Here is a 19,708-nt window from a genome sequence, read left to right as displayed (position 1 = left end):
GGCTAGAGCTGTCGGCCGAGCCGGTCGGCCGCGTTGCGGATGACCGCCGCGAGGGAGGGCACGCGGCCCTCGGGGAAGGCCTCCAGGGTGCCGGTGACCTGCATGGCCGCCACGGCCTCCCCGTCGGGGTCGCGCACGGGCGCCGACACCGAGCGGGTGCCGAGCACCCGCTCGCCGGACGCGACGGCGTACCCCTGCGCCCGGACCCGGTCGAGCTCCTCCCGCAGGGCGGCGGCGGTCCACTCGCGGCCCGACGCGGCGACGTACGGCGTCACCTCGGCCACCAGCCGCTCCCGGTCCTCGTCGGGGAGCTGCGCGGCGAGCGTCTTGCCGGCCCCGACGTGCAGCGGCAGCCGCTCGCCGACCGGGAGCTCGTAGCGCAGCGGGTCGGACCCGACGACCCGGGCGATGACGGCGCGGTGGAACCCGGTGCGCACGAAGACCGACGCGGTCAGCTCCGTGCTCGCGGCGAGCTCCTGCAGCACCGGCCGCGCGTTGATCACGAGGGGGCTGCCGGTGAGGTAGGCGTGGGCGCCGAAGAGCAGTCCCGCACCGGCCCGGTAGCGGTTGTCGTCGCGCTCCACCCGCCCCCGCTGCTCGAGCGCGACGAGGATCCGCTGCGCGGTGGACACGTGCAGGTCCGCGCGCCGGGCGATCTCGCTCAGACGGAGTCCCGACGGCGCCGACTCCAGCACCTCCAGCACGTCGATGGCCCGGCTCAGCGAACGCATGCTCGTCGCGCTCTCTCCGTTGGTCACCACGCCGCGCATCTTCTCACGCAGTGAGAGAGCGAGGGCGTACGGCGCGCGGCGCGCGGCGTCAACGCTCCTCGTGCGCGGCGTGCTCGTCCAGCAGTGCTCGCGCCTGCTTCCCGGTCGCCCCCTCCTGGCCCAGGGCATCGCGGAAGCTCCCCAGCTTCTCGGCGCCGCCCGGGAACGGCGGAAGCAGCGGTACGTCGCGGTCCACGACCGCCTCGATCACGACGGGCCGGTCGGCCGACAGGGCGGTCCGCCACGCGTCGTCCACCTGCTCCGGCGCGTCGATCCTGATCCCGCGGAGCCCGAGGAGCTCCGCCCAGCCGGCGTAGGGCACCGCCGGCAGCGACTGGCTCACGTCGTAGCGAGGGTCGCCCTCCGTCTCCCGCTGCTCCCAGGTGACCTCGGCGAGGTCCTCGTTGGCGAGGACGAGGACGACGAAGCGGGGGTCGGTCCAGTCCTGCCACCGCGAGGCGACGGTGACCAGCTCAGCGAGCCCGTTCATCTGCATCGCCCCGTCACCGAGCAGCGCGACCACCGGGCGGTCGGGCGTCGCCAGCTTGGCCGCGAGGCCGTAGGGCAGCGCCGAGCCCATGCTGGCGAGCGTGGAGGAGAGGTGTGCCTGGACGCCACGGGGCAGGAGGAGGTGGCGGGCGTACCAGTAGGTGACCGAGCCGACGTCCACCGCCACGTGGGCGTCGGCCGGGACGTGGGCCGAGAGGAGCCGCACGACGCGCTCGGGGTTGAGCCGTGCCGGCGTGAGGGCGGCCCGGCGGTCGGCGACGTCGTGCCAGCGCTGGACCTCCCGCTCGACCTCCTGCTCCCAGGCGCGGTCGGTGCGCTCGGCGAGCAGCGGCAGCAGCCGCTCGAGGGTGGTCGCGGCATCGCCCACCAGTCCGACCTCGATCGGGTAGCGGTTGCCGAGGTGACGGCCGTCGAGGTCGACCTGCACGGCCCGGGCCTGACCGGGCGCGGGGTAGAACTCCGTCCACGGGTCGTTGCTGCCGACGATGAGCAGGGTGTCGCACGAGTCGAGGAGCCAGCCCGACGCGGTCGTGCCGAGGTGACCCATGACGCCGCAGCTCGTGCTCGCGGTCTCGTCCCACCAGGGCTTCCCGAGCAGGCTCGTCGTCACTCCCGCGCCCAGGCGCTCGGCGACGGCGCGCACCTCCGCCTCGGCGTGGCGCGCGCCCTGGCCCACGAGGAGCGCCACGCGGTCGCCGGCATCCAGCACGGCGGCGGCCTCGCGGAGGTCGTCGTCGTGGGGGACCACCACGGGCGGGCGCCAGGCGGGCGTGGTCGGCACGACGCCGTGCTCGTGCGCCGGCTCCTCCGGCGCCTCGGCGGCCTGGACGTCGTGCGGCAGCACCACCACGCAGGGGCCACGGGTCGCCAGCGCCGTGCGGAACGCCCGGTCCAGCACCATGGCGGCTGCCTCGGGTGTCGCCACCATCTGCACGAACTGGGCGGCGACGTCCTTGAACAGCGTCGTGAGGTCGATCTCCTGCTGGTACTCGGATCCCAGCACCGACGTCGCCTGCTGCCCGACGATCGCGACCACCGGGACGTGGTCGAGCTTCGCGTCGTACAGGCCGTTGAGCAGGTGGACCGCGCCGGGTCCCTGCGTGCTCATCACGACACCGACGCCGTCGGTGTACTTGGCGTGGCCGCTCGCCATCAGCGCGGCGTTCTCCTCGTGCCGGGCCTGCACGAACGCGGGGTCGCCGTCCGCGCGGCGCAGGGCGCCCATCACGGGGTTGATGCCGTCGCCGGAGTAGCCGAAGACGCGGCGTACCCCCCAGGCGCGGAGCCGCTCGACGACGAGGTCCGCGACGAGGCGGGGGCGGGGCGGGTCCTGGGCGGGCACGGTGGCTCCTGGGGGTGGGGGACGGGGCTCGGGGAACGGGCACCCGACCGGTAGCCCCGGCGGCGCCGGTCATGCGGACTCGTCCGGTCCGTCCGGGTCGCCCGTGACGCCCGTCTGGGTACCGTCTCGGGCATGGGTGCGGTGCGGAGCGAGGCGGCGGGCTGGGGCGAGGTCGTCAGGCTGCCCGGGGCGTCGGCCCGACCGCTACCGACCGGAGCGCCGCTGGACCCCGCGGTCGTCGGTGTCCGCCTGCACGAGGAGGTCGCCCGCCGGCGGATCGTGCTGGAGGACGTCGATCCCGGCCTCGGCGCGGTCGTCGACGCCGTCGAGCGGCTCGCGGTGGGCGGCAAGCGGCTGCGGGCCGGGTTCGTGCTCCTGGGCGCCGCGGGCGCGTCGGGCGGCGGGGCCGTGCCCGGTGCGCTCGGCGTCGCGACCGCCGTCGAGCTGTTCCACCTCGCCGCCCTCGTCCACGACGACGTGATGGACCACGCCGACGAGCGCCGCGGCGTGCCCACCGTCCACCGGGTCTTCGGGTCCCGCTCCGCCGACCACGGCACGGCGGTCGGCGTGCTCGCCGGCGACCTGCTCCTGACCTGGGCCGACGACGTGCTGGCGCGGTCGGTCGAGGGACTGCCGACGGCGCCCGCCGTGCGGACGGTCTGGGAGCAGATGCGCGACCAGGTGCTCGCGGGGCAGTACCTCGACCTGCGCCTCCAGGACGACCTCGGCGCAGGGACCGGGGTGGACGTCGCCGACGTCGTCCGGATGCTGCAGTTCAAGAGCGCGAAGTACACCGTCGAGCACCCGCTCCGCCTCGGCGGCACGCTCGCGGGCGCCGCTCCGGACCTGCTGGACGGGTACGCCGCGTTCGGCCTCGCCGTCGGCGAGGCGTTTCAGCTGCGCGACGACGTCCTCGACGTGTTCGGCGACCCGCGGGCGACCGGCAAGGCGGAGGCCGGCGACCTGCGCGAGGGCAAGCGCACGCTGCTCGTCGCCCTCGCCCTGGAGCGCGGCACCGCTGCGCAGCGCGACGTCCTGGACCGGCACCTCGGCGACCCCACGCTCGACGCAGCGGGGATCGCGGAGGTGCGGGACGTGCTCATCGCGACCGGGGCCGTCGCGCGGGTCGAGGACCGCATCTCCGCGCTCGTCGACGATGCCCGCCGCGCGCTGGCCGCCCTCCGCCTCGACCGGGGCACCCGCACCGCGCTCGACGACCTCGCGGACGGCGCCGCGTGGCGCTCGCGGTGACCGGGCGACCGGGTCGGGTCCGGGCGGACGACTCAGGCGTCGCGGCGTCCGAGCCTGCGCGCCACCGCCGGCACGGGACCGGGGCCGAGCTCGCGCTGCACGCCCCGGCGACCCCACCACACCCACCACATCATCGACTGCGTGACGAGGCTGAAGCCGAAGAACACGTCCTCGACCGGCTGGTGGCCGATGCGCCAGCCGAGGATGGCGTCCTCGCCGTACTGGAACACGCCCTGCCACGTCAGCCACTCGTTCGTGATGAGCTGGAAGAACAGCACGATGCCGTAGGACGCCCAGTAGGCCTTGCGCGTCAGCAGCCGGGTGCGCAGCACCCAGAGGTCGAGCACCACCGTGACGGCGATGCCCAGCAGGGAGGCCTCGGTGTGCGTCACGCGCGCTCCTCCTGCTCGTCGCCGACGGTCCAGCCGCGCACGCTCCGCACGGCCTCGAGGGTCAGCACCGAGGCGATCGGCACGACGAGGAAGAACATCCACTCCTCGAGCGGCAGGCCGCCGGGGAGCTCGATGCCGAGCGTCAGGTCGAGGTCGAACCACCAGTGCCCGGCGTGCGTCGCGGCGATGTCCCAGATCACGAAGGGCACGCCGACGCAGACGATCGTCAGCGCGAGGCGCTTGATCCGGGCGTACACGCGGGTGCGGAGCACGAGCTCGAGCGGGAGGGTGGCGACGAGGACGAACACGAGCATGGCGACGTACGTCAGGGTGCCCATGCCGCCATTCTCCGCATGCGCGCCCAAGCCGGTGCCGACGTGGTGACCAGGGGCCGCGTCGTCGCGGAGGCCCGGGGCCTGCTCCGGGGGACCGGCCGGCTGCTCGAAGGGCGCGACCTGTCGGCCGCGGCGGCGACGCTCACCTACTTCGCGGGCATCGCTGTCGTGCCGTGGCTGCTGCTCGCGCTGTGGTCGACCACCTGGGGCGCCGGCGCGGACGCCGCCGAGGTGCGGTTGCTCGGCCTGCGGGTGCTGGTGCCGCCGGACATGGGCGCGCGCCTGCCCTACGACCTCCTCGTCGACACGGCCGTCCACCTCGGCGTGGTGGCCGCCCTCGTGCTGCTGTTCCCGGCGTCCTTCTACGGCGAGGGCCTGCGTCGCGCCGGACTCGTCCTCGCGCCGCGGCCCGACCGGTTCACCGGGTGGCGGGCGCGCCTGCTCGTGCTCGTCGCGCTCGTGCCGCTGCCCGTGCTGACCGGCGCGTTCCTCGCCACCGGGGACCTGCTCGTGCCGCTCGCGCCCGAGGGCGGCGGGACCGGCGTGGGCGACCGGCTGCTGCGCATCGTGCTCGGGTTCGTCGCCGCCTGGCTGGTGCTGTCCGTGCTGCTCGCCTGGGTGTTCGTGGCCGTCATGCCGGAGCCGCTGCGGTGGTGGGTGGCGGCCGTCGGCGCGTTGGGCACCGGGTCGTTCCTGGCGGGCTTCCTCCACGGCTTCCAGCTCTTCCTCGCGATCCCCGTCGACGTGGGGCTGCCGTTCGGCGGCCTCGGCGTGGTGGGCGGCGTCGTGGCGGTGGGGCTGTGGCTCTACGTGCTCCACGTGTTCGTGCTGCTCGGGTGGACGGTGACCCGGGCCCTGGAGCAGCGGGTGCGCCGCGGCGACGCCCTCGAGGCCGGCCCGTCGACGGCGGACGGGGTGCCCGGGTGAGCCCCGGTGTGCCCCACGTCGAGCTCCGGGTCTGGGGCACCGACCGGGTGCTGCCCGCGCTGGGACGGATGGCGACCGGCGGACCGCGGCTCCGCCGTACGCCCGGGTTGCGGTTCGCCAAGCTTCTCGGCACCGGGTCGGCCCGCACCTTCACGCCGCGCGACGCCGACCCCCACCACTGGGCGCTGCTGACCGTGTGGGACGACCGGGCGGCGGCCGCGGCGGCGGCCGCGTCCCCGGTGCTGCGCGCCTGGTCGCGCGCCAGCCACGAGGAGCTGCGCGTCGCGATGAGCCCGGTGCGCTCGCGGGGGCGCTGGTCGCGGCGGGAGCCGTTCGAGCCGGTGGGGGAGACCCCGGTGGGTACCGGGGCCATCGCATCGATCACGCGTGCCCGGCTGCGACCCACGCGGGCCCTGTCGTTCTGGCGGGCGGTGCCGCCGGTCGTCGACGACCTCGCGGCCACGTCCGGCCTGCGGTTGGCGCTGGGGATCGGCGAGGCGCCGATCGGGCTGCAGGGCACGTTCTCGCTGTGGGACTCGGACGAGGCGCTCCGCGCGTTCGCCCACGGCTCGGCCGCCCACCGCTCGGCGGTGCGGCGGACGGAGCCGGAGCGGTGGTACGCCGAGGAGCTGTTCGCCCGGCTCGCCGTGCTCGACGTCGAGGGAACCTACGAGGGGAGAACCGTGTGACCAGCACGTCCGAGCCGCTCGCGGTGGTGCCGCGCCGTGCGCACCGCAGCGCCCACCGCAGCACCCACCGGGGAGGCCGCGCGGTCGCGCCGCACCGCTGGCCCGCGCTGGTGCTCGCCGCGGGCGGCGTGCTCGCGCAGATGGCGTTCCCGTTCACCGACGGCGGCACGCTGGGCCTCACGACCGCGAGCGTCGTGCTCCTCGCCGCGGCCGCCCTCACCGACGCCTGGGCGACCCGGGGTCCGGCCGCGGCCGCGACCCTCGCCGGGGTGGCGGGCCTCGGCGGCCTCGTCGCCGAGGCGGTCGGCGTGCGCACCGGCTTCCCGTTCGGCGAGTACACCTACACGGGCACGCTGGGTCTCGAGGTGCTCGGCGTGCCGGCCCTCGTGCCGCTCGCCTGGACGATGATGGCCTGGCCGGCCCTCGCCGTCGCGCGGCGGCTCGGCGGGGCCCGGGGTGGGGCGCAGGGCGGGGCGCGGGGCCGCTGGACGGTGGCGCTCGTCGGGACCGCCGCGCTCACCGCGTGGGACGTCTTCCTCGATCCCCAGATGGTCGACCAGGGCCACTGGACGTGGGCCCACCCGTCACCCGGGCTGCCCGGCATCGACGACGTGCCGCTCACCAACTACGCCGGCTGGCTGCTCGTCTCGTTCCTCATGATCGGCGTGCTCGACCGGCTGGTGCCGCGCGCGGCGCCCGACTCTCGGACCGGGCCGCGCGGCCGGGGCCTCCCGGTCGACGCTGTGCCGCTCGCGGTCTACCTGTGGACCTACTCCTCCTCGGTGCTCGCCCACGCCGTCTTCTTCGGGCGCCCGCCCGTGGCGCTCGTCGGCGGGCTCGTGATGGGCCTCGTGGCTGTGCCCCTCGTCGTACGGCTGCTGCGGGAGCAGCCCGCCGGCCGCCGCGCCGGCGAGCGCACCGGCCGGGACGGCGGGGTGGGGCAGCGGTGAGCCGGCCCGCCCGCGCCGGTCGCGCCGCGGTGGCCGCGGGGTCCGCGGTCGCGCTCGGCTGCCTGGCGCTGACCGTCGACAACCTGCGGCGGCTGCGCACGCCCGCGCTCCCGGCGGGCGCACCGACCGGCAGCCGTCCGACCGAGCCGGTCACGGTGGTGCTGCCGGTGCGCGACGAGGAGGGCGACCTCCGGGCCTGCGCCACCAGCGTGCTCGCGGCGCTCGACGCGTGGCCGGGCCGGGGGCGCCTCGTCGTCGTCGACGACCGCTCCACCGACCGCACCCTCGCCGTGGCCGCCGAGCTCGCCGAGCAGGACCCCCGGGTGGTCGTGCGCGCCGGCGCCCCGACCCCGCGCGGCTGGCTGGGCAAGCCCTGGGCCTGCCACCAGGGCGCCCAGGCGGTCGACACGGAGGGGGTGCTCGTCTTCGTCGACGCCGACGTGCGCCTCGCCGCCCACGCGCTGGTCGCCTCGGTCGACCTGCTGCGCTCCAGCGGCCTCGACCTCGTCAGCCCCTACCCGCGCCAGCGGGCCCACGGCGTCGCCGAGCGCCTCGTGCAGCCGCTCCTGCAGTGGTCGTGGATGAGCACCCTGCCCCTCGGCCTGGCGGAGCGCTCGTCCCGGCCGTCCCTCAGCGCGGCCAACGGGCAGCTGCTCGTCGTGGACGCGATGGCCTACCACGACGCCGGCGGCCACGCCGCCGTGCGCACGGCGGTGCTCGAGGACATCGCGCTGCTGCGCGCGCTGAAGGCCGTCGGTCGTCACGGCGGCGTCGTCGACGGGAGCGACCTGGCGACGTGCCGCATGTACGCCGGCTGGCCCGCCCTCCGCGCCGGCTACCGCAAGTCGCTGTGGTCGGCGTTCGGGTCGCCGGTGGGAGCGCTCGGGGTGCTGGCCATGCTGCTGCTCGCCTACGTCGTGCCCCCGCTCGCCGCGCTGCGGGGCTCGCGTACCGGACTGCTCGGGTACGCCGCGGGCGTCGCCTCCCGCGTCCTCGTCGCCCGTCGGACCCGGGGCCGGGCGTTGCCCGACGCGCTGGCCCACCCGGCCTCGGTGCTCGTGCTGACCGGTCTCACCCTCGACTCGCTCGTGGCGCGTCGCCGCGGCGAGCTGCGGTGGCGCGGGCGTCCCGTGGAGGTGGAGCGGTGAGCGGGGCCCGCGCCGTGCTCGTCGTCGGGGCCGGCGTCGGCGGTCTCGCCGCCGCGGTGCGGCTGGCCGCACGGGGCCACCGCGTGACCGTGCTCGAGCAGGCGCCGGGGATCGGCGGCAAGCTCGGCGTGCACGAGCAGGACGGGTTCCTCTTCGACACCGGCCCGTCGCTGCTGACGATGCCGCACGTGCTCGAGGAGCTCTTCGCGGCGACGGGTGCGCCGCTGGCCGAGGTGCTGCCGCTCGAACGGCTGGAGGTCGCCTGCCGCTACCGCTTCCCCGACGGCACCGTGCTCGACCTGCCCGGCGACGTGGCCGCGATCCCCGACGCCCTCGACGCGGCGCTGGGCCCCGGGCGGGGTGCGCAGTGGAGCGCCTTCCTCGACCGCGCGCAGCGGATCTGGGACGTCACGCACGAGCCGTTCCTCGAGTCGCCCATCGGCCTGCGCGACATGGTCCGGCTCTCGCGACGGCTCGACGACGTGCGCACCGTGGCTCCCTGGCGCACCCTGCGCGGGCTGGGCCGGCGGCACCTGCACGACCCGCGCCTGGTGATGCTGCTGGACCGCTACGCGACGTACACGGGGTCGGACCCCCGGCGCGCCCCCGCCGCCCTCGCCGCGGTGCCGTGGGCGGAGCAGCGGTGGGGCTCCTGGTACGTCCCCGGTGGTCTCGGCCGCATCGCCACCGCGCTGCGGGAGCGGCTCGAGCTGCTCGGCGGCGAGGTCGTCACGGGCGCCGCGGTCGCCGAGGTCACCACCCGTGCCGACGGCCGGGTCGACGGGGTGGCGCTGGCGGACGGCAGCCGTCTCGCCGCGGACGTCGTCGTCGCGAACGCCGACGCGCGCCAGGTCTACGGCCACCTCGTGCGCACCCCCACGGCGCGCCGGGCGGCGGCCCGGGTGGGGCGCACGACCCCGTCGCTGTCGGGCCTCGCGCTGCTGCTCGCCGTCGACGGCCCGCCGCCCGACCAGCCGCACCACGCGGTCTACTTCGCGGAGGACTACGACGCGGAGTTCGACGCCGTCTTCGGCCGGCGCGGGCGGCCGCGGCCGGTCGCGCGACCCACGGTGTACGTCGCGGCGCCCGACGATCCCGCCGTCGTGCCCGGCCCCGGGACGGGGGCGTGGTTCGTGCTCGTCAACGCACCGCCGCACGACCCGGTCCGCGGCACGGACTGGGACGCCCCCGGGCTGGCCGAGCGCACCGCCGACACCGTGCTCGACCTCCTCGCGGAGCGGGGCACCGACGTGCGCGACCGCGTGCGGCACCGCACCCTCGTCAGCCCGGCCGACCTCGAACGACGCACCTGGACCCCGGGCGGGTCGATCTACGGCTCGTCGTCGAACGGCCCGCGGGCGGCGTTCCTGCGACCGGCGAACGCGTCGCCCGTCCCGGGGCTGTTCCTCGTCGGCGGCTCGTCCCACCCCGGCGGCGGCCTCCCGCTCGTGCTGCTCTCGGCGCGCATCGTCGCCGGGCTTGTGGATGACGGGGGCGGTCGGTTCCCCGGCTGACCGGGGAACCAACCACTTTGACCATCAAATTTGATGGTCAAAGTGGCGTGTTCCCCGGCTGACCGGGGAACCGACCAGCCCCCAGAACCCGCTCACCATCCCCAGGGGGCTACGCCCGGGGGAGGGCACGCCGTACGGCGCGGGTGACGTGCGCGAGGCCCACGAGCGCGAGGGCGAGGCCGATCCCGGCGCCGATCGTCGCCAGCACGTCGCCGTCAGCCGCCGGCAGCACGCCGACGCCCGCCGACCGCGCCGCCCACTCGGCGGCGCACGCGGCCGCGGTGAACGCGACGACGATGACGCGGGAGGGGCGCTCCCAGACCGTCACGGCCCCGGGGCCGGGCATCCCGGCGGCCTGACCCAGCGCGCGGGCCTGCTCGAGGAGCAGCGTGGCGACGGCGACGGCCACGACGAGCCACGCGGGCGCGCCCAGCACGACGAGCGTCAGCAGCAGGAGGAGGTCGGCGCAGCGGTCCGCGAGGCCGTCGAGCACGCGGCCCCACGCCGAGTCGGTGCCGGTGCGCGCGGCCAGGGCGCCGTCGACACCGTCGAGGACCGCCGCGGCGACCATGGGCACGACCGCGACGAGCGGCCACGCGGCGCCGAGCGCGGCGAGCAGCGGGACCGCCGCGGTGAGCACGACTGCCGCCAGCGTCACCGCGTCGGGGTGCACGCCCCACCGCGCGAGCGGTCGTGCCCCGGCGTGGGTGAGCCGCACCCAGCCCCGCACCCAGGACGACTCCCGCGGGTCGAGCCCGCCGTGGAGCCGCGACCAGTGGTCGAACGACTCCTCGTCCTGCGGGGACCGGGCGCCGCCGGTCACGCCACGCCTGCGGCCGCGTCCACCGTCCCGTCGGGCACCGCGCCGGCGGGGGGACCCGCGGGAGGCTCGGTCGAGGGACCGACCGACGTGTCCCCGGCGAGGCGCTTGCGCACGAGCTCGGCGCTGATGAGGCACATCGGCAGGCCGATGCCGGGCACCGTGCTGGCGCCGGCGTAGTAGAGGTCCCGCACCTTCCGCGACACGTTCCCGGCCCGGAAGAACGCGCTCTGCTTGAGCACGTGCGCCGGGCCGAGCGCGCCGCCGCACCACGCGTTGACGTCGGCCACGAAGTCGGCGGGACCGACGGTGCGGCGCACGACGACGCGGTCGGCCAGGTCCGGCACGTCCGCCCAGCGCGCGACGAGGTCGATCGCGCGGTCGGCAATCGCCTCGACCAGCGGGTCACCGGCTCCGTCGACCCCGCCGCGTCCGATGTCGGGGTCGGGCGGCACGGGCACGAGCACGAAGAGGTTCTCGTGGTCGGGAGGCGCCACGGTGTCGTCGGTGGCCGAGGGCTTGCACACGTAGATCGACGCCGGGTCGGGCACCCGCGTGGGCGTGCCGAAGATGGCGTCGAAGTTCGCGTGCCAGTCCTCGGTGAAGAACAGCGAGTGGTGCTCGAGCTCCGGCAGGCGGCCGGTGACGCCCAGCTGCACGAGCACCGCGCCGGGTCCGGAGACGGCCTTGTCCCACCAGCGCTGCGGGTAGGTCTGGAGGTCCTCCGGCAGCAGCCGCGTCTCGACGTGGTGGAGGTCGGCGGCGCCGACGACGACGTCGGCGGGCACCTCGCGGGTCGTGCCGTCGGCGTCGACGACCCGGACGCCGGTCACCCGCACCCGTCGCCGGTCGCCGCGCCCCGGCGTACGGCGGCACGTCAGCACCTCGGTCACCGCGCTCCCGGTGTGCAGGCGTGCGCCGCGCTGGCGCGCGAGGTCGGCGAGCGCCTCGACGAGCCGGGTGAACCCGCCGGAGGGGTACCGCACGCCGTCGGCGAGGTCGAGCCAGCTCATGAGGTGGTACATCGCCGGGGTGCGGTCGGGCGACGAGCCCAGGAAGACGGCGGGGTAGCCCAGCACCTGCCGCAGGCGGCGGTCGGAGAACCGCGCCGCGACGTACGACTCCAGGCTGCGGGCCAGCAGTCCCGTCAGCCGCGGGCCGTGGGCCAGCACCCGCCGGCCGAGGAAGGCGGCGGGCGTCTCGAAGCTCGTGTAGAGGAAGCGGTCGACCGCCAGGTCGTAGGCCTCGCGGGCGGAGCGGAGGTAGTCGCCCAACCGCTCGCCGGCACCCGGCTCGATGCTCTCGAAGAGGTCGCGGTTGCCCTGCTCGTCCGCGGCGACGTCGATGCTGCCGGGCACGCCCTCGAAGAACACGCGGTAGCCCGGGTCGAGGCGCACGAGCTCGACCTGCTCCTCGGTCGTCGTGCCGAGGAGGCGGAAGAAGTGGTCGAACACCTCGGGCATCAGCCACCACGACGGACCGGTGTCGAAGCGGAACCCGTCCTGCTCCCACGAGCCGGCGCGCCCGCCGAGGGCGTCGTTCTTCTCGAACAGCTCCACGTCGTGCCCGTCGGCGGCGAGCAGGGCCGCGGTCGCGAGGCCGGCGACGCCGCCGCCCACGACGACCACGCGCCGCAGCGGGGCGCTCACGCGGCCGCTCCCGAGCCGCGGACCGGGGTCGCGGTGCGGGGGAGCCCGTCGCGCAGGAGCGCGCCAGCGGCGAGCCGGGCCTTGACGGCACCCGGCACGCGGACCCGGCGGTCGCGCGCCTCGACCGGCGACGTACGGCGCAGGCGGACCGCCAGCTCGGAGAACAGGTCGTGCGCCGTGCACACCGCGACGCGGCTGCTGCGGGGCAGGGCGGGGACGACGGCCGCCGCCGCCGCGAGGTCGGCGTCGACGTCGTCGAGCCAGCGCAGCCACGCCGCCTCGTCGGGGTCGGCCGGGTCGAGCCCGACGAGGTAGCGGCGGCCGAGATCGTCGCCGTCCTCCCCGAGGTCGCGGAGGAAGTTCACCTTCTGGAAGGCCGCGCCGAGGCGCTGGGCGCCGGGGCCGAGGGCGTCGTACTGGCTCTCGCGCTGCGGCTCGTCCGCGAGGAAGGCCCGCAGGCACATGAGGCCCACGACCTCCGCCGATCCGTAGACGTAGGTCGCGAGGCTGGCCTCGTCGTGCTCCGTGCGGTCGAGGTCGGTGCGCATCGAGGCGAAGAAGGGGGCGACGAGCGTCTCGTCGATGCCGCAGCGGCGCGCCGTGCGGGCGAAGGCGTGCACCACGAGGTTGCTGCTGGAGCCGGTGCGCAGGGCGGTGCCCGTCGCCTGCTCGAGCGCGTCGAGGGTGGCGCGGCGCTCGGCGTCGTCGTGCTCGGGACGGGGCGCGTCGACGATCTCGTCGGCCACGCGCACGAGTGCGTAGACGTTGCGCACGTCGGCCCGCACCTGACCGCCGAGGAGGCGGGACGCGAGGCCGAAGGAGGACGAGTAGGCCCGGATGACGAGGGAGGCGCTGGCCTCGGCGACGTCGTCGTACTGCTGGTGGGGCCGCGGTCGCGCGGAGGCCGGCGGCCGGGACGGGCCGTGCAACCAGAGGTTCAAGGTCGGCTCCTCGCTGACGATGCCGCGGGTAGGGCGTGGGTGGTGGCCGTCGGGCGCTCGCCCTCCGTCTGGGGAGAACGTACGGGAGGAGGTGGAACGGGCGGCAGGCGTGCGCCCGAGGGGGCTCGCCCGGCGGCGACCGCGCCGTGGGCGAGACGCCACGCGAAGCGGGCGGCCCCGACGGCCGGGGCGACGACGGCGCACACGGCTCGGTGCGGGAGGCGGCGGCGCGGGAGGCGGCGGCGCGGGACGGGCACGGTGCTCCTCGGGGTGGGATGCCGATCCGGTACCCAGGGGCCCACGGGGGCAGCCCTCTGCCCGCCCCGGCCGGCCCCGCTCCCGCCGCCCGACCGCCCGCCGGGCACGATGGGTGGCGGCGGAGCGTCCGCCGCTGCGCCCGTCGCCGATCGAGGAGCCCCGATGACCGTCGCCACCGAGGACCTCGTGGTGCTGCTCGACGAGCGCGGCGAGCCGTGCGGCACGGCTCCGCGCGGTGGCGTGCACACCACGGACACGCCGCTCCACCTCGCGTTCTCCTGCTGGGTGCTGGGCCCGGACGGCCGCCTGCTCGTCACCCGCCGTGCCCTGACGAAGCGCACGTGGCCCGGGGTGTGGACCAACACGTTCTGCGGCCACCCGCGCCCGGGGGAGGAGCCGGTGGCGGCCGTGGAGCGGTACGCCGCGCACGAGCTCGGCCTGCGGGTGACCGACCTGCGGCTCGCCCTGCCGGACTTCCGCTACCGCGCCGTCGACGCCAGCGGGGTCGTCGAGAACGAGATCTGTCCGGTGTGGCTCGCCCGCACCGACGACGTGCCCGCGCCCCACCCCGACGAGGTCGCCGAGCACGCCTGGACCGACCCGCGGGCGCTGCTCGACCTGGCCGCTCGCACGCCGTGGGCGCTCAGCCCCTGGGCGGTCGAGCAGAGCACCGGCATGCGGGGCGTGCTCGGGCTCTGACGCCCGGTGGGCCGGTGGGGGCCGGGTACCGGACCCCCATGGACGCGTCCCGCTCCACCCTCACCGCCGCAGCCCAGGCGATCCGCGCGCTGCACCGCCCCGCGGACGTCGCGGCCACGCTCGCGGCCGTCGTCGAGGTCGCACGCCTCTCCCTCGACGACGTCGACCACGTCAGCGTCTCCTTGGCGGGCCGGGACGGGAGCCTGGAGACGGTGGCGGCGACCGACGACCTCGTGCGCGACCTCGACCGGGTGCAGCACGAGCTCGGGGAGGGTCCCTGCCTGCACGCCGCCCTCGCCACGGAGACGGTCGTCGTCCACCACGCGCGCCACGAGCAGCGGTGGCCGGCCTACGTGGCGATCGCCGTACGGCGCGGGGTGCGCGCGCAGGTGGGCCTGCGGCTCCACGTCGACGACCGCACGCTCGGCGCCCTCAACCTCTACGCCCTGCGGACCGACGAGATCGGCGAGGAAAGCCTCGAGCTGGCCGAGCTGCTCGCGGCAGCGGCGGCGACGGCCCTCGGCGGGGTCCGCGAGCGGGAGCAGCTGCACACGGCCCTGGAGTCCCGCGAGCGGATCGGCATGGCGGTCGGGGTGGTGATGGAGCGCTTCGGGCTCGACGGCGAGCGGGCGTTCGACTACCTCGTGCGCGCGTCGCAGCACGGCAACCGGAAGCTGCGGGACGTCGCGGAGGCGTTGCTCGCGCCACCCGCGGACGCCCGCTAGCGGTGGTCCCACCGACCCGTGCCGGTCGGCCCTAGGGTGGTCGGAGCGACTCGACCCCGAAGGAGACCCGCATGGCGACCGTCGTGCTGTTCCACCACGCGCAGGGCCTCACCGAGGGGGTGCGGACCTTCGCCGAGCGGCTGCGGGACGCCGGGCACGAGGTGCACACCCCGGACCTCTTCGACGGACGCACGTTCGACGACCTCACGACCGGTGTCGGCCACGTCGGCGAGATCGGGTTCCCGGCTCTGCTCCAGCGCGGCGCCGCCGCGGTGGAGGGCTTGCCGGAGGAGGTCGTCTACGCGGGGTTCTCGCTCGGCGTGCTGCCCGCCCAGATGCTCGCGCAGGGCCGCCCCGGGGCTCGTGGGGCGGTGCTGATGGAGGCGTGCGTGCCGCCCAGCGAGTTCGGCCCCGGCTGGCCCGAGGGGCTGCCCGTGCAGGTGCACGGCATGAGCGACGACCCGTTCTTCGCGGGCGAGGGCGACCTCGACGTCGCTCGTGCCCTCACCGAGCAGGAGGCACGGGGCGAGCTCTTCCTCTACCCGGGCGAGGCCCACCTCTTCGCCGACCCCACGCTCGCGTCGTACGACGCGGGAGCCGCCGCCCTGCTGCTCGACCGCGTGCTCGCCTTCCTGGGCGGTCTCGACGCGCTCGACGACTGAGGCCGTGGGGACCTCACCGGCCCCGTGCCACCATCGTGCGGTGGACTTCGACGGGTCGATCCGGTGCGACCAGCCGGCAGCGACGGAGACCCGCCACCGGTTCCTCGAGGCACTGCTCGCCCGCGGCACCTCCCTCGACGTCGCGGAGGACGCCGCCCTCGTGCTCTACGAGCTGCTGCAGAACGGCGTCGAGCACGGCGCGCCCCGTCCCGACGGGTCCCTGGGGGTCTGCTGGGAGGTCCACGGCGACCTCGTCCACCTCGCCGTCACCGACGGCGGCCTCCCCGTGGGCGGGCCGCCGGGCAGCGGCGCCGAGGCCTGGCGGGAGCGCCGTCTGCGCCCCGCCGACCCGATGGCCGACCGGGGCCGCGGCCTCCACATCGTCGACGGACTGAGCCGGTCCTGGACCGTCGAGACGACGAGCGCCGGCACGACGGTGCGCGCGGTGGTGCCGATCGGTCCCGCCGGGTCCACCCCGCCGTTCAGCCCTGCAGGAAGCTGAACCGCACCTCGCGCTCCCCGTTGTCGACGTTGAGGTCGACCAGGCAGATGCTCTGCCACGTCCCGAGCGCGAGGCGCCCGTCGATCACCGGGACGGTGGCGTACGGCGGCACGAGGGCCGGCATGACGTGCGAGCGGCCGTGGCCGCGGCTCCCGTGCCGGTGGCGCCACCGGTCGTCCGCGGGCAGCAGGTCGCCGAGCGCGGCGAGGAGGTCGTCGTCGCTCCCGGCGCCCGTCTCGAGGATCGCCAGGCCCGCGGTGGCGTGGGGCACGAACACGTGGAGCAGCCCGTCGCCCCGGCCGGTCACCCAGGAGCGGCAGTCGTCGGTGAGGTCGAGCACGACCTCCCGGTCGCCGGTGCGGTAGCGGTGCGTCTCGCTGTCCATCCGCCCATCGTGGCAGGCGAGGGGACGCGGAGGCCCGGTCGCGCCCTAGCCACGCAGGCGCACGGCGACGAGGGCGATGTCGTCCTCGGTCCAGCCCGGCAGCATCCGCGCCATCAGGCGGTCGCAGAGGTCCTCCGTGGTCGGGTCCTCGGCCAGCAGCTCCGTGAGCGCCGCGCAGAGGCGCTCGAGCCCGACGTCGAGCACCTCGCCGCGCCGCTCCACGAGCCCGTCCGTGTAGAGCAGCAGCAGCGAGCCCGGGGGCAGCTCCACCGACGACTCGCTGCGGGAGGAGGCGACGGAGGCCTCCGTCAGGAGCCCCAGCATCGGGTTCGGGTCGCCGCGCCACAGGGGCTGGGCGACGCCGTCGACCACCACGACCGGAGGGGGGTGCCCGGCGCTGCTCCACCGCAGCGTCGCGGTGCCGGCGTCGCGCTGGGCGGGGCTCTGCTCGAGCCGCGCCATCATCGCCGTCGCCATCGTGTCGACCCGGAGGGTCGCGAGAGCCGCGTCGACCCGGTGGAGCACCTCGGCCGGGCCCCCGTCGGTCGTGACGGCGATCCCGCGCAGCAGCGTGCGCACCTGGCCCATCGCGGCGGCGGCCCGGGCGTCGTGCCCGATGACGTCGCCGATGACGAGCGTGAGGGCGTCCGCGGCCGGCTGCTGGAACGCGTCGTACCAGTCCCCGCCCACCTGCGCCGCCTCGGCGGCGGGCTCGTAGCGCACGACGACGTCGAGGTGCTCGACGTGCGGCGGCGCGGTCAGCAGGCTGCGCTGCAGGCCCTCCGCGATGTCGCGCTGACCGGCGTAGAGCGTCGCGTTGTCGAGGGCGAGCCCGGCGCGGTCGGCGACCTCGCTCAGCATGACGAGGTCCTCGGGGGAGAAGGCCTCGCGCTCCGGGCCGCGGAACACGGTGAGGAGGCCGGCGGTGCGTCCGCGGCCCGGCAGCGGCACGACGACGGCAGCGGCGGGGGCGAGCTCCTCGCACGCCGCGGTGGCCGGGCCGGGCTCGAGCACCGACACGATGTGCTCGGTTGCCCCCTCCTGCACGACGACCGGCTCCTTGCCGGCGAGGGCGCGCGCGACCATCGAGCCGTTGGTGAGGGCGGGGATGCGCACCTGGGCGTACTGCTCGACGAGCGACCGCCGCGCGGGGTCGACGTGCCACCAGCCGATGTCGCGCAGTCGGCGACGCCAGGTGCGGTCGACGAGGGGGTCGTGCGTGAGCCGGCCGTCGACCTGGGTGACGACGCACCAGTCGCCGAGGCGGGGCACGAGGATCTGGGCGAGCCGCTCGACGGCCTCGTCGGCCTCGAGCGTGTCCGTCAGGGTGCGGGTCACGTCGGCGAGCAGCTCGGCCCGGCCGGCCGCGCGGGCGAGCACCTCCTGCGCCACGCGCCGCTCGCTGACCTCGATGAAGTAGACCGAGAGCCCGTCGGGGGTGGGCCAGCAGCGCACCTCGTACCAGCCGTCGAGCGGCGGCGGGTAGTAGGCCTCGAACGACCGAGGCCGACCGCTCTCGACCGCGCCGCGGTAGTAGCGCTCGAAGTCGGACCCGACCGTGGCCGGGAAGAGCTCCCACACGACGTGGCCGACCGGGTCGCTGCTGATGCCGCCCAGCAGCCGGCGGGCCTCGGGGTTCGCGTAGGTGAACCGCCAGTCGCGATCGAGGTGGTAGAACGCCGTCGGCATCGCCTCGAGGGTGCGCGCCACCCGCGCCTCGCCCTCGCGCACGGCTGTCGTGTCGTAGGCCGCGCCGACCACCCGCACGGCGGTGCCGTCGGGCCCCGCGATGGCGTGCCCGCGGGCGGCCACCCACCGGAGCGTGCCGTCGGGCCAGGTGACGCGGTACTCCGCGGCGTACCCGCCGCAGGTCGTGATGGCCTGGTCGAGCGCGGCGCCGACCCAGTCGCGGTCGTCGGCGTGGACGAGCGCGTTGAACGCCTCGATGGTGCCGCCGAAGGAGGAGCGGTCGATGCCGAAGACCTCCAGGAGCCGCTCGTCCCACCGGAGCCTCCCGGTGACGAGGTCCCAGTCGAAGGCACCCACGCCGGCGGCGTCGACCGCGAGCTGCCAGACGACGCGGTCCTCCGCGTAGGTCGACTCCAGGGCCGCCAGCTCGAGCTCGGCCAGCGCCGGCTCGGCCAGCTGCTCGAGGAGCCGCACGTCCTCGGCCGACCAGGTGCGCTCGGCCGTGTCGAAGACGCACAGCGACCCGACCACGTGACCGCCGGAGCGCAGCGGCACCCCCAGGTACGACGCAGCCGCGCCCGCGACGACCGGAGGCAGGTGCTGGGACCGCGGGTCGTCCCGCGTGGCGGGGATGGCGACGGGCTGGTCGGCCTCGACCGGGAGGAGGCAGAGCGAGTCGGACGCGTCGGACTCGGCGCCGACCGTCGCGGCGGCCAGCCCGGAACCCCCCATCACCCGCTGGCGCTCCGCGATGACGGAGACCTGGCCGGACCCGGTGCCCAGGAGCTGCGCGGCGAGCTCGGCCAGACGGTTGAGCGACGGGAGCCCGTCGGTGCGCGCTGAGAGGCTGCGCGCCCGCTCCACCCGTGCTGACGCCGCCTCGGGGCCGCGGAAGGGACTGCGCGACGCGGAGGCGGGGCGCTCGGGCTCGACCGGCACGCGGTTCAACCGGGCTCCGATCTGCCGATGGTCGCGACCGGTGTCGCGGCGTCGTCCGGTGATCCTCCCACGACGGCCAAGCGCGGTCAGGCGTCGGGCGGGGCGAGGGTGTCGAGCTCGTCGAGCGCCGTGCGGGCCGCGGCCACCCGTTCGGCCTCAGGCCGGTCCCACCACCGTGGACCGCGCTCGCCGAGACCGTGCTTGGCGAGGCCGACGCGACGTCGGGCCGCCGCGACCGCGTCGTCGTCCCCCCGGCGCTTCGCGACGCCCACCGCGGACCGTGCGCGGCCCAGGTGGGACGTCAGAGCAGCGCGCACGTCGTCCGGCAGGGACGGGTCGGTGCGCCGCCAGCGGCGCCCGTCGACGACGAGCCAGCGCTCGTCGTCGACGGTGCTCACGCGGCGCTCGGTCCCGTGAGCGGCCGGGCGCCCGTGCCGCCCGTGTCGACCGTCTCGATCGGCGTGGCGGGGGCGGAGCCCTCGGCCTCGTCGGCCGTCGTGAGCCCGATGATCAGCAGCGTGCCGCCGACCACCACCACGAGCACGATCACTGCCGCGACGATCCATCGCCGTGGACCCATCTGGACCTCCTCGGTAGGTGTGCCGACGACG

20 protein-coding genes and 1 pseudogene are annotated in these 19,708 nt (G+C 76.2%); 10 read left to right on the top strand and 11 right to left on the bottom strand.

Going from position 1 to position 19,708, the window contains the following annotated elements; translation table 11 throughout:
- Positions 1 to 2: 2 nt before the first annotated feature.
- Positions 3 to 761 (bottom strand): IclR family transcriptional regulator, encoded by a 759-nt coding sequence (locus PIR53_10560; GenBank protein ID WZH50468.1) that lies wholly within the window; start codon positions 759 to 761, stop codon positions 3 to 5.
- Positions 762 to 819: 58 nt separating this feature from the next.
- Positions 820 to 2,622 carry a thiamine pyrophosphate-requiring protein gene (locus tag PIR53_10555; protein WZH50467.1) on the bottom strand — a complete coding sequence of 601 codons (1,803 nt, stop codon included), beginning with the start codon at positions 2,620 to 2,622 and terminating at the stop codon, positions 820 to 822.
- A 132-nt stretch (positions 2,623 to 2,754) separates the two neighbouring features.
- Between PIR53_10555 and PIR53_10550 the strand changes: the two genes are divergently transcribed.
- Positions 2,755 to 3,873 (top strand): polyprenyl synthetase family protein, encoded by a 1,119-nt coding sequence (locus tag PIR53_10550; GenBank protein ID WZH50466.1) that lies wholly within the window; start codon positions 2,755 to 2,757, stop codon positions 3,871 to 3,873.
- Between the two features lie 32 nt (positions 3,874 to 3,905).
- On the opposite strand, the gene PIR53_10545 is transcribed toward PIR53_10550, so the two are convergent.
- On the bottom strand, positions 3,906 to 4,265 hold the full coding sequence (locus PIR53_10545) for a lycopene cyclase domain-containing protein (protein WZH50465.1): 360 nt from the start codon (positions 4,263 to 4,265) through the stop codon (positions 3,906 to 3,908).
- The gene (locus PIR53_10540; protein ID WZH50464.1) at positions 4,262 to 4,603 is read right to left on the bottom strand and encodes a lycopene cyclase domain-containing protein; all 342 of its coding nucleotides are present in this window, start codon (positions 4,601 to 4,603) and stop codon (positions 4,262 to 4,264) included. Before PIR53_10540 ends, PIR53_10545 begins: the two co-directional genes overlap by 4 nt.
- Positions 4,604 to 4,618: 15 nt before the next feature.
- Between PIR53_10540 and PIR53_10535 the strand changes: the two genes are divergently transcribed.
- The 5 genes from PIR53_10535 to crtI (PIR53_10515) are packed head-to-tail and all read left to right on the top strand — an operon-like array spanning position 4,619 to position 9,828.
- Entirely contained in the window at positions 4,619 to 5,527 is a 909-nt protein-coding gene (locus tag PIR53_10535; protein WZH50463.1) for a YihY/virulence factor BrkB family protein, read from the top strand.
- On the top strand, positions 5,524 to 6,216 hold the full coding sequence (locus tag PIR53_10530; GenBank protein WZH50462.1) for a hypothetical protein: 693 nt from the start codon (positions 5,524 to 5,526) through the stop codon (positions 6,214 to 6,216). Before PIR53_10535 ends, PIR53_10530 begins: the two co-directional genes overlap by 4 nt.
- The gene (locus tag PIR53_10525) at positions 6,213 to 7,166 is read left to right on the top strand and encodes a carotenoid biosynthesis protein (GenBank protein ID WZH50461.1); all 954 of its coding nucleotides are present in this window, start codon (positions 6,213 to 6,215) and stop codon (positions 7,164 to 7,166) included. Before PIR53_10530 ends, PIR53_10525 begins: the two co-directional genes overlap by 4 nt.
- The gene (locus PIR53_10520; GenBank protein ID WZH50460.1) at positions 7,163 to 8,314 is read left to right on the top strand and encodes a glycosyltransferase family 2 protein; all 1,152 of its coding nucleotides are present in this window, start codon (positions 7,163 to 7,165) and stop codon (positions 8,312 to 8,314) included. Before PIR53_10525 ends, PIR53_10520 begins: the two co-directional genes overlap by 4 nt.
- The gene (gene crtI, locus PIR53_10515; GenBank protein WZH50459.1) at positions 8,311 to 9,828 is read left to right on the top strand and encodes a phytoene desaturase family protein; all 1,518 of its coding nucleotides are present in this window, start codon (positions 8,311 to 8,313) and stop codon (positions 9,826 to 9,828) included. The genes PIR53_10520 and crtI (PIR53_10515) overlap by 4 nt, the downstream gene beginning before the upstream one ends.
- Positions 9,829 to 9,937: 109 nt before the next feature.
- Here the strand turns inward: crtI (PIR53_10515) and PIR53_10510 are convergent, their stop codons facing one another.
- The 3 genes from PIR53_10510 to PIR53_10500 are packed head-to-tail and all read right to left on the bottom strand — an operon-like array spanning position 9,938 to position 13,238.
- Entirely contained in the window at positions 9,938 to 10,651 is a 714-nt protein-coding gene (locus PIR53_10510; protein ID WZH50458.1) for a CDP-alcohol phosphatidyltransferase family protein, read from the bottom strand.
- Positions 10,648 to 12,297, bottom strand: coding sequence for a phytoene desaturase family protein (gene crtI, locus PIR53_10505; GenBank protein ID WZH50457.1), 1,650 nt, complete (start codon positions 12,295 to 12,297; stop codon positions 10,648 to 10,650). The genes PIR53_10510 and crtI (PIR53_10505) overlap by 4 nt, the downstream gene beginning before the upstream one ends.
- Positions 12,294 to 13,238: a squalene/phytoene synthase family protein gene (locus PIR53_10500; GenBank protein ID WZH50456.1), complete on the bottom strand. Its 945-nt coding sequence runs from the start codon at positions 13,236 to 13,238 to the stop codon at positions 12,294 to 12,296. Before PIR53_10500 ends, crtI (PIR53_10505) begins: the two co-directional genes overlap by 4 nt.
- A 420-nt stretch (positions 13,239 to 13,658) precedes the next feature.
- Between PIR53_10500 and idi the strand changes: the two genes are divergently transcribed.
- The 4 genes and pseudogenes from idi (at position 13,659) to PIR53_10480 (ending at position 16,084) form a co-directional block, all read left to right on the top strand.
- Complete coding sequence (idi, locus tag PIR53_10495; GenBank protein WZH50455.1) at positions 13,659 to 14,195, top strand: isopentenyl-diphosphate Delta-isomerase; 537 nt, start codon at positions 13,659 to 13,661, stop codon at positions 14,193 to 14,195.
- A 38-nt stretch (positions 14,196 to 14,233) separates the two neighbouring features.
- Positions 14,234 to 14,920 carry a GAF and ANTAR domain-containing protein gene (locus PIR53_10490; GenBank protein ID WZH50454.1) on the top strand — a complete coding sequence of 229 codons (687 nt, stop codon included), beginning with the start codon at positions 14,234 to 14,236 and terminating at the stop codon, positions 14,918 to 14,920.
- Between the two features lie 65 nt (positions 14,921 to 14,985).
- A pseudogene (locus PIR53_10485) lies at positions 14,986 to 15,582 on the top strand (dienelactone hydrolase family protein).
- 40 nt (positions 15,583 to 15,622) lie between these two features.
- A complete protein-coding gene (locus PIR53_10480; GenBank protein ID WZH50453.1) occupies positions 15,623 to 16,084 on the top strand; it encodes an ATP-binding protein in 462 nt (153 codons plus the stop codon).
- Here PIR53_10480 and PIR53_10475 read toward each other — a convergent pair.
- The 4 genes from PIR53_10475 to PIR53_10460 all read right to left on the bottom strand — a co-directional run bounded on the left by PIR53_10475 (position 16,065) and on the right by PIR53_10460 (position 19,677).
- Positions 16,065 to 16,469, bottom strand: a complete 405-nt coding sequence (locus PIR53_10475; GenBank protein ID WZH50452.1) for a secondary thiamine-phosphate synthase enzyme YjbQ — start codon at positions 16,467 to 16,469, stop codon at positions 16,065 to 16,067. The two genes, PIR53_10480 and PIR53_10475, sit on opposite strands and share 20 nt — an antisense overlap.
- 45 nt (positions 16,470 to 16,514) lie before the next feature.
- Positions 16,515 to 19,097, bottom strand: coding sequence for a SpoIIE family protein phosphatase (locus PIR53_10470; GenBank protein ID WZH54438.1), 2,583 nt, complete (start codon positions 19,095 to 19,097; stop codon positions 16,515 to 16,517).
- A gap of 86 nt (positions 19,098 to 19,183) precedes the next feature.
- Positions 19,184 to 19,495, bottom strand: a complete 312-nt coding sequence (locus PIR53_10465) for a hypothetical protein (protein WZH50451.1) — start codon at positions 19,493 to 19,495, stop codon at positions 19,184 to 19,186.
- Positions 19,492 to 19,677, bottom strand: coding sequence for a hypothetical protein (locus PIR53_10460; protein ID WZH50450.1), 186 nt, complete (start codon positions 19,675 to 19,677; stop codon positions 19,492 to 19,494). The genes PIR53_10465 and PIR53_10460 overlap by 4 nt, the downstream gene beginning before the upstream one ends.
- Between the last annotated feature and the right edge of the window lie 31 nt (positions 19,678 to 19,708).

The organism is Nocardioides alkalitolerans, from assembly GCA_038184435.1.
GTDB classification, from domain to species: domain Bacteria; phylum Actinomycetota; class Actinomycetes; order Propionibacteriales; family Nocardioidaceae; genus Nocardioides; species Nocardioides alkalitolerans_A.
The sequence above is the reverse complement of the archived record's forward strand: the minus strand, read 5'-3'. Positions and strand labels throughout refer to the sequence as shown.